This is a genomic window from Streptomyces sp. NPDC006430 (assembly GCF_040612395.1).
Lineage (GTDB): Bacteria > Actinomycetota > Actinomycetes > Streptomycetales > Streptomycetaceae > Streptomyces.
In genome coordinates this window covers 59,490-73,189 of sequence record NZ_JBEXQA010000004.1, presented here as the reverse complement: position 1 = coordinate 73,189, position 13,700 = coordinate 59,490, and the positions used below count along the sequence as shown (strand labels likewise).

The 13,700-nt window shown below is 70.4% G+C and carries 7 protein-coding genes and 1 pseudogene; 2 read left to right on the top strand and 6 right to left on the bottom strand.

Annotation, left to right across the window (positions count from 1 at the left end; genetic code table 11):
* Positions 1-213: 213 nt before the first annotated feature.
* Complete coding sequence (locus ABZZ20_RS08340; protein WP_356868106.1) at positions 214-2,685, top strand: glycoside hydrolase family 9 protein; 2,472 nt, start codon at positions 214-216, stop codon at positions 2,683-2,685.
* Positions 2,686-2,772: 87 nt separating this feature from the next.
* Here ABZZ20_RS08340 and ABZZ20_RS08335 read toward each other — a convergent pair whose 3' ends face one another.
* The 5 genes and pseudogenes from ABZZ20_RS08335 to ABZZ20_RS08315 all read right to left on the bottom strand — a co-directional run bounded on the left by ABZZ20_RS08335 (position 2,773) and on the right by ABZZ20_RS08315 (position 9,420).
* A complete protein-coding gene (locus ABZZ20_RS08335; RefSeq protein WP_356868587.1) occupies positions 2,773-3,315 on the bottom strand; it encodes a hypothetical protein in 543 nt (180 codons plus the stop codon).
* A gap of 310 nt (positions 3,316-3,625) precedes the next feature.
* Positions 3,626-4,948: pseudogene (locus tag ABZZ20_RS08330) on the bottom strand (glycoside hydrolase family 2 TIM barrel-domain containing protein); the annotation flags it as partial.
* Between the two features lie 265 nt (positions 4,949-5,213).
* On the bottom strand, positions 5,214-6,512 hold the full coding sequence (locus tag ABZZ20_RS08325) for an RICIN domain-containing protein (RefSeq protein WP_356868585.1): 1,299 nt from the start codon (positions 6,510-6,512) through the stop codon (positions 5,214-5,216).
* Positions 6,513-6,609: 97 nt separating this feature from the next.
* Complete coding sequence (locus ABZZ20_RS08320) at positions 6,610-8,052, bottom strand: endo-1,4-beta-xylanase (RefSeq protein ID WP_356868104.1); 1,443 nt, start codon at positions 8,050-8,052, stop codon at positions 6,610-6,612.
* A 396-nt stretch (positions 8,053-8,448) separates the two neighbouring features.
* A complete protein-coding gene (locus tag ABZZ20_RS08315; protein ID WP_356868102.1) occupies positions 8,449-9,420 on the bottom strand; it encodes a glycoside hydrolase family 6 protein in 972 nt (323 codons plus the stop codon).
* Positions 9,421-9,731: 311 nt separating this feature from the next.
* Here ABZZ20_RS08315 and ABZZ20_RS08310 point away from each other — a divergent pair, with 311 nt between their 5' ends.
* Positions 9,732-10,763, top strand: a complete 1,032-nt coding sequence (locus ABZZ20_RS08310; protein WP_356868100.1) for a LacI family DNA-binding transcriptional regulator — start codon at positions 9,732-9,734, stop codon at positions 10,761-10,763.
* 105 nt (positions 10,764-10,868) lie between these two features.
* Here the strand turns inward: ABZZ20_RS08310 and ABZZ20_RS08305 are convergent, their stop codons facing one another.
* The gene (locus ABZZ20_RS08305; RefSeq protein WP_356868099.1) at positions 10,869-13,595 is read right to left on the bottom strand and encodes a beta-L-arabinofuranosidase domain-containing protein; all 2,727 of its coding nucleotides are present in this window, start codon (positions 13,593-13,595) and stop codon (positions 10,869-10,871) included.
* Positions 13,596-13,700 lie beyond the last annotated feature (105 nt).

Here is a 13,700-nt window from a genome sequence, read left to right as displayed (position 1 = left end):
GGCGGCGGGCGTGGCTCGGGGGGTGGGGCTCCTCTGATCGTCGGTTTTGGGCCACCGGTTCACGTGTGCCGAAGCTGTGGTGGCAGTCGGCCCGTTCTCGGATGCGGTTCGCTCAACTACCGGTTCGTACCGGTGGCTTGACGGGTCCGTCAGGCGCCTGGCTTCATTGGGAGCGCTCCCACCCTGCCCCTCATCCACCGAGGAAGGCTCACCGTGCCCCCAGTCACCTCCGCCCGCGGCGTGCCACGTCGCGCGGCCGCCGTGCTCGCCGGCTTCGCGCTGGCGGTCGGCGGCCTGTCCACGACCGCCCTGACCGTTCCGGTCGCGGCTGCCGCCACCATGGCCGCCGCTGCCGACTCGCCCGTCCGGGTCAACCAGCTCGGCTACCTGCCCGACGGTCCCAAACGGGCCACCGTGGCCAGCTCCGCGACCGCCCCGCTCGCCTGGCAGCTGCGTGACGCCTCCGGTGCGGTGGCCGCTTCGGGTGCCACCGTGGTGCGCGGCGCCGACCAGGCGTCCGGCCAGTCCACGCACCTGGTGGACTTCGGCGTGTACACCGGCACCGGCACCGGTTTCACCCTGGTCGTCGATGGCCGGACCAGCCACCCCTTCGACATCTCCGCGTCGCTGTACGACGGACTGCGCGCCGACAGCATGTCGTTCTTCTACCAGCAGCGCAGCGGCATCGCGATCGACGCCGCCCTGGCGGGCGGCAGCGCGTACGCCCGCCCCGCCGGGCACCTGGGCGTCGCCCCGAACAAGGGCGACACCGGCGTCCCCTGCCAATCCGGGGTGTGCGACTACCAGCTGGACGTGCGTGGCGGCTGGTACGACGCGGGCGACCAGGGCAAGTACGTGGTCAACGGCGGCATCTCGGTCTGGGAGATGGTGAACTCCTTCGAGCGCGCCCGCCGTTCGGGCGGCGAAGCGGCGCTCGGCGATGCGACGCTGCGGGTGCCGGAGCGCGGCAACGGGACGCCGGACGTGCTGGACGAGGCCCGTTGGGAATTGGAGTTCCTGCTGCGGATGCAGGTCCCGGCCGGGAAGCCGATGGCCGGGATGGCCTTCCACAAGATGCACGATGCCAAGTGGACCGCCTTGCCGACCCGGCCGGAACTGGATGCCGAACAGCGTGAGTTGCACAAGCCGTCGACTGCCGCGACGCTGAACCTGGCGGCTTCTGCCGCGCAGTGTGCCCGGGTGTACGCGCCGTACGACGCCGCGTTCTCCGCGCGCTGCCTGGACGCGGCCCGCCGAGCCTGGACGGCCGCCAAGGCCAATCCGAACGTGCTCGCCCCGGCGGGCGACAGCACCGGCGGCGGTGCGTACGAGGACGCCGACGTCTCCGACGAGTTCTACTGGGCGGCGGCGGAACTCCTGGCCACCACCGGCGAGTCCCAGTACCGGGACGCCGTCACCTCCTCCCCGCACCACGCCAAGCCCGTCGACGCGTTCTGGTGGGGTGGCACCGCGACGCTCGGCCGCATCACCCTCGCTACCGTCCCCGGAGTGACCCTGCCCGCCGACGACGTGACCCGGCTGCGCGGCCTGCTGACCACGGCCGCCGATGGCCACCTGTCCACGATGTCCGGAAAGGGCTACGCGGTACCGCTCCCCGCCACCGGGTACGTGTGGGGCTCCAACAGTTCCGTCACCAACAACGCGATGGTGCTGGCCGTAGCGTACGAGATCACCGGGCAACAGCGTTACCGAGACGGAGCGTTGGAGTCCTTGGACTACCTGCTCGGCCGTAACGCGCTGGACCTCTCCTACGTCACCGGCTACGGCGAGCGCCACTCCGAGAACCAGCACCACCGGTTCTGGGCGCATCAGAACGACGCCTCGCTGCCGCACCCGCCTGCCGGTTCCTTCGCGGGAGGGCCGAACGCCGGCCTGGAGGACCCGGTGGCCAAGGAGAAGCTCGCGGGCTGCGCACCGGCGGCGTGCTACGTGGACGACATCGGCTCGTACTCCACCAACGAGGTGGCCATCAACTGGAACGCCTCGCTGGCCTGGCTGGCGGCCTTCGCGGCTGAGCGGCGCGGCGCCCCGGCGGCGCCCGTGGTCGAGGTGGCACCGGCAGCCGTGACGGTCCCGGAGGGCGGCTCGGCGCCGGTGGGCGTGCGGCTCTCGGCCGCGCCCGCGCAGAACGTGACGGTGACGGTGGCCCGGAACTCCGGCGACGAGGACCTGTCGGCAGCCGCGACCCTGGTGTTCACCCCGGCCAACTGGGCGACGGCGCAGCAGGTTTCGGTCCTCGCCGCGCAGGACGCCGACGCGTCGTCGGGCAGCGCGACATTCACGGTCGGTGGTCCTGGCGTGCAGTCGGCGACGTTCACGGCGACGGAGGCGGACGACGACGCGTCGGCGGCCTCCTGCACGGTGGCGTACCGGATCGACAATGCCTGGGGCAACGGTTTCACCGCGACGGTGACCGTGAGGAACACCGGAACCTCGACGATCTCCGGCTGGACCCTTGGCTGGAGCTTCGCGGGTGATCAGCGGATCAGCAACGGCTGGAACGCCACGGTGACCCAGTCGGGCGGCACGGTCACCGCCCGGGACGCCGGGTGGAACGGCACACTGCAGCCCGGCGGCAGCGTGGGCTTCGGCTTCCAGGCGACGTATTCGGGCACCAACGCGATCCCGGCGCGCTACACGCTGGGCGGTGCACTCTGCTCCTGAACGATCACCACGCCCCGCCTGCCCGCCGCACCGGAATCTCCGGTGCGGCGGGCCGCTCTCGGTGGGCTCAGCTCTGCTGGAGGGAAGTCAGGGTGAACGCGAAGTGGCCGGGCCGAGTTCGAGCCGGTGCTGAGGCAGGACACCGGGTCCCACGGCGGCGGTGCCGAGGCCCTGGACGGCGTGGTTGTCCGCGCGGTTGCCGTTCTCCTGGGGGCGCACGTAGAGCGTCTGCAGCTCGTCCACGGTCGCGCGGAACCGTCCGACGCGAACCGCCTGACGCGAGTCGGGGTAGGCCTCGACCCCGGTGCCGAACCACTCCACCTGGGACCGGTCGCGGGAAGCTCCCAGTCGAGTCCGATGCGGGCCAGTGAGCGGGACCCGTTCCTGTGGAGGAGATCCTGGTACTCCTCCGGGCGGGAGGGCCGGGTCCACCATGGTGTCGGGGAACTCGTCGCCCCGCTCCGGCCGGTGCCCGACGGGTTCGGCGTGCACCCGCAGGCGCAGGCTGTCACCGTCGCTGTCCCAGCGGTAGGTGGTGAGGTAGCCGGAGTTGCCCGCGGCGGCGGCGCTGCGGACGATGACGGTCAGGCCGTGTGCGTGCGGGGAGAGGGAGACGGTGCGCCGCCGCAGCCGGTCGAGACCGCGGCCCTTCCAGTAGGCGGCGTCGCGCTGGGACCAGCCGCTGGTCGTTGTCGGTGGGGGCGCGCCACAGGTTCAGCCGTGGGCCGCGGAGGGGAAGTCCGCCGATGGCGAGCAGAGCTCCGGCGGACCGGTCGAAGCGGCCGGGGCCGAGGAGTATGTGCTCGCCCTCGCCCTCGCCCTCGCCCTCGCCGCGGGCCGGGCCGGGCGGGCCGATCGGCCGGCGGCGGCCCGTCGCGGAGAGCCGGAGCTGTCCCCAGGCGACCACGTGGCCTTCGGGGGCCCAGTCGGCGGGCTTGGCCAGCTCCGCCTGGACGGTGAGCCAGCGCTCGCCCCCGCCGTCCTCCCCGTCCTCCCCGTCCTCCCCGTCCGGAGGGTCCAGCCGGGGCAGCGGCAGCCGGCCGTGCTCCCCGGCCGTGAGCTGCGGTGTGGGCAGCACGCCCCGGGCCAGCTCGACGCCGTCGCGGGCCAGCGACCAGGCGAACCGCAGATGGGACAGGTCCAGCACCGCGTAGCGGTTCTCCACGGTGAGGGTGTCCGCCTGCGGGCCGGGACCGATCAGGTATTCGGTGAGCCAGCCGGGCCCGTTCCCCATGGCGTGGGCGAACTCGGTGAGCAGGAAGGGCTTGCGGTTGCGTGGGTCGTCCGCCGGGTCGCCCGAGCCTCCTCGCGCCGGGTAGGAGACCTCGCCGGGCAGGAGCTCCCCCCGTCCGATCCGGGCGACGGCCGCGGGCGGCCGGTACATCTCGCCGTGGACGCCGGTGTACTCGCCGAGCCGGTCGCCCTCGTAGTGGATCGGCCGGGACGGGTCGCGCCGGCGAACCCACGCGGACATGGCCCGGAGGTTGTGGCCGTCCCCGGCCTCGTTGCCGAGGAACCACAGGATGACGCTCGGGTGGTTCTTGTCCCTTTCCACGGTCCGCTCGATGCGGTCCAGGTAGGCGTCGTGCCAGCGGGGGTCGTCGGAGGGGTTGCGCTGCCAACGCTCGGGGTCGACGCTCTCGAAGCCGTGGGTCTCCAGGTCGCACTCGGCCATGACCCACAGCCCGAGCTCGTCACACAGGTCGAGGAACGCGGGATGCGGCGGAGAGTGCGCGGTGCGCACCGCGTTGATGTGGTGCTGCTTCATCAACTCCACGTCACGCATCGCTTCGAGCGAGAGCGCACGGCCGTGATCGGGGTCGAACTCGTCCCGGTTCACGCCGCGCAGCACCACTCGGCGGCCGTTGACCCGGAGCACCCCGGCCTCGTCGACGGCCACGCTGCGGAACCCGAACCGGATCCGGACCCGCTCGCTGCCGGTGGCCAGGTACGCCTCGTAGAGCTGCGGATCCTCCGCGCTCCAGGGCCGTACCGCCGCGAAGGCGAACTCGGCCCCGGCCGGCTGGTCGTGGATCCCGAGGGCCGGGATGTCGATCCGCACCGGCGCGTCCGCGTCGGCCTCCACCCGGAGACGTCCCGCGGCGGTCTCCGCGTCGTAGTCGGCGTGCACGAAGACGTCCCGGATGCCGCCCGCGGGGCGGGCCAGCAGGGACACGTCGCGGAAGATGCCCGACAGGCGCCAGGTGTCCTGGTCCTCCAGGTAGGTGCCCGCGGAGAACTGGTGCACCCGCACCGCCAGCACGTTGCGGCCGGGCCGCAACCGCTCGGTCACGTCAAACTCGGCCGGCAGACGGCCCAGGTGGCCGGCAGGTCGAAGGTCCGGCGGTAGTCCCCGGTCTCGTTCTCGTCCGGGAGAAATAGCGTGCGGACATGCGCAATCCTCCGGCGGTCGTAGGTGATGCGCGCGACCGTACTATCGAAGGTGTCTTGCGGGAAGCGCTGCCCTCGGTGGACGACGACGGAGTGGAGCCAGGATGATCCTGGCTCCACTCCATGGTGCGGGCCTGTCACTGGAACTGTGCGAAGAACCTCCAGATCTCTCCCTTGGTCCAGGTGGTGACGCCGCTCTCGTTGGGGGAGCCGTCGACCGGACCGGGCAAGTGGCCTCCGTCGAACGCGGCCCATTGGACCGGGTACCCGGCACGGCAGCCCGAGTAGACGGTGGTGATGTGCGTCCGGCTGCCCGGCGCGGGCTCGCGCGGGCTCTGTGCAGTGCAGCCGTTGTTGCCGACGAACCTGTCGCGCAGGGACCTTCCTTGCGCGATGTTGAGGACGGAGTCGCCGACGCCGTGGATTCCGAAGTAGGCGATGGGCTGGGTGCCGCCGCTGCACCCGCTGATCTCGCCGCCGGAGATGACCGCGACGGCCCTGAAGACGTTCGCCCGGGTGCATGCGAGTGCGTAGCTCATTCCGCCGCCCCAGCTGAAACCGGTGGCGAAACGCTGCGCCGTGTTGACGCAGAGGCCGCCCTCGATCCGCCGGATCATGTCGTCGACGAAGGTGACGTCCTCACCGCCCGGATTGGCCCAGCCGTTGTCGAGGCCCTGGGGGGCGACGAGGATCGCGCTGTTGTCGGATTGTTCCTGTTGGCCGTAGTAGGACCAGGCGTTCCCGCTCGTTCCGCCCGAGGCGACGTCGCCGGCGGTTCCGCCCCGCCAGTGGAACGCGAAGATCAGCCGGTAGGGCCGGCTGTTGGAGTAGTTGGCGGGGACCCTGAGGATGAAGCTGCGGCTCTTGCCGCTGCTCTGGATCGTGTGCGTACCGCTCGCCACCGTCGGGGCGCTGCCGCATCCACCACCGCCGGACGACAGCTTGACCATCTGCCATTGCTGGTTGGCGCCGCCCCAGTCGGTGTACTGGACGACGTTGCCGCCGTCGGCGGTGGAAGCGCCCTGCACCTCGACGGCCTTGCCGCTGTTGCGGTTGATCAGCCGGACGTGGCCCGCGTCGGAGTCGGCCAGGCGGAACTGCTGGTTGGCCCCGTTGCCGTCGGTCCGCTGTGCGATCGAGGCACCGTCGGCGGTCGAGGCGCCGGCCACGTCGAGGACCTTGCCCGAATGCCGGGCCTTGAGCCGGTAGAAGCCGCCGCCGGAGTCCACGAACTGCCACTGCTGGTTGGCTCCGTCGTTGCGCGTCCACTGGCTGACCCGCGCGCCGTCGGCGGTGGACACGCCATAGACGTCAAGCGCCTTGCCGCTGTTGCGATTGACCAGGACGTACCAGGCATTGCCGTCCACCGTCGCCGCCTCGGCGGGCGTCGGCTTCACCGCGAAGAGAATGCCGATCGTGAGCGTCGCCGCCACCACGGCGGCCAGCCGGGACCACCAGCGATGCCTTCGTGGAGGGGCGGGGGAAGCCGCACCGTAGGTCTTCATCGGTTCACCCTTTCGCCGTGGCAGGCCGTCAGGTGCGGGTCCAGCGCTGGTTGCTGCCGCCCGAGCAGGAGTAGAGCTGGATCAGGGTGCCGTTGGCGGTCCCGTTCCCGGCGGCGTCCAGGCAGAGGCCGGACTGGACTCCGACGATGGATCCGTCGGAGTTGAGGCGCCACTTCTGGTTTTCGCCGCCCCAGCAGCTGTAGATCTGGACCTTGGTGCCGTTGTCGGTGCCGGCGGCGTCCAGGCACTTGTCGCCGTAGACCCTGAGCTCGCCCCCGGCGGTGTAAGACCACTGCTGGTTGATGCGGTTGTTGCAGTCCCACAGGTTGAGCTGGGTGCCGTCGGTGGTGCTGGCACCGGGCACGTCCAGGCAGCGGCCCGAACCGACGCCCTTGACCGGTCCGGACCCGGGCGTAGGGGTCGGAGTGGGGGTGGAGGAGCCGGCGTTGAGCGCGTTGAGCACGGAGGTGTAGGCGGGCTTCTTGTTGCCACTGCCGTCGAACAGCAGCGGCGATTGCTCCGACCGCCAGGAGTCGGTGTCGCGCACACCCCAGACCGTGATGCCGAGGCAGCGCGGGACAGCCAGGCAGTCGTTGGTCACGTTGGCGTAGGTCGTGGCCGAGGCGCCCTGGATGTCGAGTTCGGTGACGGCCACGTCGACGCCGAGGGCGGCGAAGCTCCGCAGGGTGGTGCGGAAGTTGCTGTTGTACGGGCTGTCGTTGTTGAAGTGGGACTGGAAGCCGACGCAGTCGATCGGCACTCCGCGCTGCTTGAAGTCCCGGACCATGGCGTACATGGCCTGGGTCTTGGCCCAGGTCCAGTTCTCGACGTTATAGTCGTTGTAGCAGAGCTTGGCGGCCGGGTCGGCGGCACGCGCGGTCCGGAAGGCGACCTCGATCCAGTCGTTGCCGGTGCGCTGAAGGTTGGAGTCGCGCCGGGCTCCCGAACTGCCGTCGGCGAAGGCCTCGTTCACGACGTCCCACTGGACGAGCTTGCCCTTGTAGTGGGCCATCACGCCGTTGATGTGGTTGGTCATCGCCTGGCGCAACACGCTGCCGCTGAGGTTCTGCATCCAGCCGGGCTGCTGCGAGTGCCAGGCCAGGGTGTGGCCGCGTACCCGCTTGCCGTTCTGCACCGCCCAGTTGTAGACGCGGTCACCTGCGGCGAAGTTGAACTGGCCCTGCTGGGGTTCGGTGGCGTCGATCTTCATCTCGTTCTCGGGTGTCACCATGTTGAACTCGCGGCCCGCGATCGTCGTGTACGCCGAGTCGCCCAGCCTGCCCGAAGCGACGGCGGTGCCGAAGTAACGGCCGCTCTGCGCCGCCGCGCCACCGAGCGTGCTCTCGGCGGCCTGTGAGGCTGGCGGAACCACCAGCATGGCGGCCGAAGCGAGGACGCCTGCGACCAGCGCTGTGCGAAGAACGCCGATCTTCCGGCGGGCGGTGGATGGGGGAATGGCATTCGAGCCCATGAAAGAGCCTCCAGGACAGAAATCACGGAAGGATTGGAGCGCGGCAGAGTGAATCCGCGTGAATGGCGCCCGCGTCCATGGCAAAGGACGCTCACCGGTCAGGGCGTAAAGATTCAAGGCCGACACCCGGCACTCGGACGCAGACGGGGGGTATCGCCTCGCGCTCAGTCTGGAAACACCGCCGAAACATGTCAAGAGTTTCGAAAGGGTTTCGAGAATCCGCTCACTCTGAATAGCCCAATAGCCGCTTTTCATAAAGTGATCCTCGTCGAAAATATTTCGACGACGATCGCTCGACTGGACTGCAGCTGAAAGATCAGGCGAAATCCGAACGGCGGCCCCTGAGGAGAGACCCCGCCATGAACGGGTATTTCCTTCGGTTCGCCTCTGGGTGGGTCAGTAGCCGTAGATCATCTTGTAGGCGACCTCCGGCAGGAACTGTCCGGCCGAGGAGCCGGCCCCGACACCGCAGTTGCCGTCGGACTCGCCGGGGACCTTGATCCACAGCAGCATCTCGGCACCGCCGCCGCGCTGGGTGGGAGTACCGATCCGGCGGCCGGCGGGGTTGCACCACTCGCCGTTGGAGCCGTTGCCGTTGCGGCTGGTGTCGACGACGAACGGCTTGGTGTAGCCGTAAGAGCCCAGGGCGGAGTTGACCGCGTTGCCATAGGCGGTGTTCTGGTCGGTGGTGAAGTAGTTGGAGACGTTCAGCACGAAGCCGCGCGCCCCGCCGACCCCCGCGGCGGCGAGCTGCTGCGCCATGGTCGAGGCGCCGATCCAGCCGGGGTTCCCGGCGTCGAGGTAGACCCAGGTGTTGGGTGCCTTGGCCTTGAACTGGGCGATCGCGTTCTTCAGCATGGCGTTGCGCTCCGCGATCTGAGCAGCTGTCATGCAGCTCTCGTGGCCGAGCGCGTCGGGTTCGAGGACGACGACGGCCGGGCGGCTGCCGATGCCACTGGCGAAGGCGGCGATCCAGGCGTCGTACGCGGCGCGGCTCCCGGCGCCGCCGCCGGAGTGACCGGCGCAGATGTCCCGGTTGGGGATGTTGTACGCGACCAGGACCGGCAACTTGTCGTAGGAGTCCGCGCGGCCGACGTAGGCGCCGGTGGCGGCGCCGATGTCGCCGCTCCAGCTGCCGAACCAGCGGGCCGCCGGGGTGTTGGCGATGGACGTCCGGATCGCCGCCGCCCGCCCGTCGCCGGGGTTCGCGTTGGTCCACCGCAGGGCGGAGTTGTCGGGGTCGGTGTAGAAGCCGCTGGTCATGGTGGTCGGGTCGGCGGCGTACGCCGGGCCGGCGTTGAACAGGGCGAGACCGGCGGTGAGGGCACCGGCCAGCAGGGCGGATGCGGCGCGGACGGACTTGCGCATGGTGCTTCCTCCGGTGGGGGTGGGGAAGTGGAAGCGCTTCCGGTTTTGGTGTGGGGTTGGATCGCGCTGATCGGATGATTGGGGCCGTCGCCGGGGCGTGTCAAGTGGTTGAACACGGAAGTACCGACGTGGCCGGTATGGCGTCATTGGTTGGAAGCGCTACCGGATCGAGACCAAGGGCGGCATCCGCGTGCAGGTCCGAAGTCGGGGCGGTGATGGAATCATGGCCGCTGTTCGCTGTTCGCTGTTCGCTGTTCGCTGTTCGCTGTTCGCTGTTCGCCGTCCGCGTGAGCCCGAGGAGCAGTTCTTCCATGGAGCCGTCACCCAAGCGCATGCCGACTCTCGACGAGGTGGCCGCACGCGCAGGCGTGTCGCGCACGGCGGCCTCCCGGGTGATCAACAACGCCCCGCACGTCAGCCGCGCCAAGCGGGAGGCGGTCCAACGGGCGGTGAGGGAGCTGGATTTCGTGCCCAATCCGTCCGCGCAGGCCCTCGCGACCCGCAGGGTCGGAGCGGTGGTGCTGGCGGTCTCCAGCGACGAACCGGGGCTGTTCGCGGACCCGTTCTTCGCGGAGGTCATCGTCGGCGTCAGCGCGGCGCTGGAGCAGACCGAACTGGAACTGATCCTGCTGCTGGCCAACACCCCGCGCGGCCGGGAGAGGTTCGAGCGGCTGTTGCGCTCCCGCCGGGCCGACGGCGTCATGCTGATGGCGCTGCGGGGCGACGATCCGCTGGGCCGCCTGGGCGAGGAGGTCGATCTGCCCGTCGTCTTCGGTGGGCTCCCGCTCATCGGGGAGCCCACGTGGTACGTGGACGCCGACAACCGGGGCGGTGCCCGCCTGGCCGCCGAGCACTTCGCGCGCACGGGCCGCCGACGGCCCGTCATGATCACCGGCCAGGTGGACACCAGGGCGGCGGTCGCGCGGGAGCAGGGGTTCACCGACGGTCTGACCTTGGCCGGCCTGCCCCTGTTCGGGGTCGAGCCCGGGCAGTTCACCGAGGAGGGCGGCGCCCAGGCGATGGAGCGGCTGCTCCGGGCGCACCCCGATCCCGACGCGGTGTTCGCCGCCTCCGACGCGATGGCCATCGGCGCTCTGCGCACCTTGCGGGCACGGGGGTTCCGGGTGCCCGAGGACGTCGCGGTGATCGGCTTCAACGACCTGGCGAGCGCCCGGCACACCAGCCCGCCGCTGACCACGGTCCACCAGCCGGTACGGGCGCTGGGGCAGGAGATGGCCAGGATGCTGGTCAGTGCCATCGAAGGACACCGGCCCAGCCCGTTGATCCTCCCGACCCGCCTGACCGTGCGCGAGTCCGCCCCCGACCTGCCCGCGTCCGCCTGACGGGTGGGCGCTTCCGGCAGCGCCGGCCCGATCCGACGCGAGCGCCTCCCCCTCGATTTCCCTTCGCCGCGAGCGGCTCGTGGCGATCGGGGGCTCGGCGCGGGGTCAGATGAATCGCCACAGGTGGTCGTTGGTGCCGTTGTCGTCCCAGAGGACGGTCTGTGCTCCCTGGGCGGTGGAGGCGCCGGAGACGCCGAGGACGCGGCCGCTGTTGGCGCACTGGATCCTGAAGGTGTCGCCACCGCCATGGCGCAGGCGCCACCGGTGGTCGGCGGTGCCGTTGTCCGTCCACTGGACGATCCGGGCGCCGTTGGCGGTGCCGCCGTTCTCCACGGCGAGGACCTTGCCGCTGTGGGAGTTGCGCAGGCGCAGGTACCCGCCGGTGTCGACGACGGCCGTCCAGAGATGGTCGGCGGTGCCGTTGTCGTCCCACTGGACGGCGAGGCCGCCGTCGGCGGTGGACATGTCCCGCACACCGAGGACCCGCCCGCTGGCGACGTTCTGGATGCGTCTGGCGCCGTCGGGGACGAACTGCCACTGGCTGGCGGGGGCGCCGGTGTCGGGCACCTGTACGGCCGCGGCGCCGTTGGCGGTGGCGCCGCCTTCGATGCCGAGCAGCTTGCCGGTGTGGACGTTGCGAAGCTTGTGGTAGCCGTTGCCGGCGTCGACGAGGGTCCACCGGTGGTCGGCGGTGCCGGTGTCGGCCCACTGGAGGATCGGGGCGTTGTCGGCGGTGGACATGTCCTTGACGCCGAGGACCTTGCCGCTGTGGAGGTTGCGCAGCCGCAGTGCGGTGCCGTCGACGAGGAGGAGCCAGGCGTGGTCGGCGGTGCCGGAGTCGGTCCACTGCAGAGCGAGGGCCCCGTCGGCGGTGGACATGTCCCGGATGCCGAGGACGAGTCCGCTTGCCGCGTTGACGAGACGGAAGCCGGGAGTGTCGGTCCGCCAGTAGACGGTGTAGTTGAAACCCTGGGCGTCGTGGAAGGGCGCGAGGTCGACCTTGCTTCCGTTGGCGGTGGCCGTGAAGGCGAGGGCGGTGCCGCTGGTTCGGGTGATCGAGGAGGGGTCCAGGGCCGGGAGGGAGGACAGTGTGGTGCTGCCGTAGTTCCCGGCGAGGACGGCGGGGCCGTAGGTGATCGCCGCGACACCGGGGTTGTCGTTGGCGGCCTGGAGGGCCACGCGCATGGGGAGCTTCACGGTGACGGTATCGCCGGAGGCCCAGGACCGGGTGAGCGTGGCGTAGGTGCCCGGACTGGCCGTGACGGTCTGGGCGACGCCGTTGACGCTGACGGTGGCGCCCGAAGTCCATCCGGGGATGCGGACGCGCATCGACCAGGTCCCGCCGACGCCGCCGGTGACCTTGAGCGTCGTGGTGTCGTCGGCCGGGTAGGAGGTGGTCTGGGTGACGGTGATGCCTCGCTGGGTCCAGTCCAGGACGGAGGGGAGGAACAGGTTCACGGTCAGGGTGGTGCTGCCGTCGTGGAAGTAGACGGAGTCCATCAGCTTCGTGTTGGACTCGACGCCCGTTCCCTGGCAGCACCAGAACGTGTCGTAGTCGGTGCTCCAGGTGCCGCCGCCCCACGCCGGGCCCATGCCGCGGCGGCCGCCCGGGTTGAGGGGGGTGAAGTAGGTGACGTGCCCGTGGGGGTCTGCCGGGTTCTGGGCGCCGATAACGTGGTTGAGCAGCGCCTTCTCGTAGAAGTCGAAGTACGACGCCCGGCCGGGGTCCAGCTGCCACAGTTCCCGGGTCAGCTTGAGCATGTTGTAGGAGTTGCAGAGCTCGCAGGTGTCGGGGACGAGGAAGCCGGAGACGGCGTTCGGGGCCCGGAAGTGTTCGGCCTGGCTGTTGCCGCCTATGGCGTAGGTGTGCGAGGTGGTGCAGATCGTCCAAGCGTTGGCGGCGATGTCGCGGTAGCGGGTCGTCCCGGTGGCCTTGTACTCGCGGACGGCTCCTATCCACTTGGGCACCTGCGTGTTGGCGTGCAGACCGTTCAGTTGGTCCAGGTTCGCGGCGAGGGGATCGAAGACCGCCGCATGGTCGAACCGCTGGGAGGTGGTCAGCCAGTGTGCGTCGCCGGTCTGTTGGTGGAGGTCGGCCAGCACCTCGTTCATGCCGCCGAACTCGACGCCCATCAACGACTGCATCGTGCTCCGGCTGAGCGCGGCGGTGCGCCGGTCGACCCAGCCGGCGAGCGCGAGGAGCACGTCGCGGGCCTGCGTGTTGCCGATGAGGCGCCACACGTCGAGCAGACCGGCCATGGTCTTGTGGACGCAGTAGTACGGGACGTTCCCGTTGTTCAGCGTGCCTGCTTCGAGGCGGGTGAAGTCGGCCTCGGGGAAGCCCGACAAGTAGCCGGCGGAGAAGCCCGCGGCGGAGTTGTTGGCCTGGCACTTGGCGAGTTCGGCCACCATGCGGTCGGCCTTGTCGCGGCAGGTGGTGTCCCCGACCGCGGCGTAGGCCTGGGCCCATGCCGTGAGGAAGTGGCCCTGCACGTGGGTGCGGAAGGGGAACGCCGGGTCGTCCCAACCTCCGGTCGGGGCCGCGGCGTTGGTGGAGAGCCGGTGGTTGGAGCGGAAGTTGTACAGCAGGCGGTCGACGTCGATGAAGCGGAGATAGGCCAGGGTGCGGTTCTGATTGTCGAGCCAGCGGCTGCTGGTGAGCCGGACCTGACCCAGGTCGAACGGGAACGCCGACACTCCGACGTCGGACCTGACCGGGGGCGTCTGCGCCGCCGCGGAGCCGATGTTCAGTACGGGGCCGACCGCCGCGGCCACGGCCGCGACGCCGGTCGCCTTGATCATGGCGCGGCGGCTGAAGGGCGGAACCGGCATGGCGAACTCCAGGGTCCGTGAGAGATGAGGGTGCCGCGCACAAGGACGGTCGGGCTTCGAGCGGCGGCTGCGAGGTCGGTGCGGCGGCTGCCAGTCTGCGCACGA

Excerpts from the sequence above, each read along its gene's own strand:
- ABZZ20_RS08320 (WP_356868104.1), bottom strand. The coding sequence starts at position 8,052 with ATGGGCTCGAATGCCATTCCCCCATCCACCGCCCGCCGGAAGATCGGC.
- ABZZ20_RS08315 (WP_356868102.1), bottom strand. The coding sequence starts at position 9,420 with ATGCGCAAGTCCGTCCGCGCCGCATCCGCCCTGCTGGCCGGTGCCCTC.
- ABZZ20_RS08310 (WP_356868100.1), top strand. The coding sequence starts at position 9,732 with ATGGAGCCGTCACCCAAGCGCATGCCGACTCTCGACGAGGTGGCCGCA.
- ABZZ20_RS08305 (WP_356868099.1), bottom strand. The coding sequence starts at position 13,595 with ATGCCGGTTCCGCCCTTCAGCCGCCGCGCCATGATCAAGGCGACCGGC.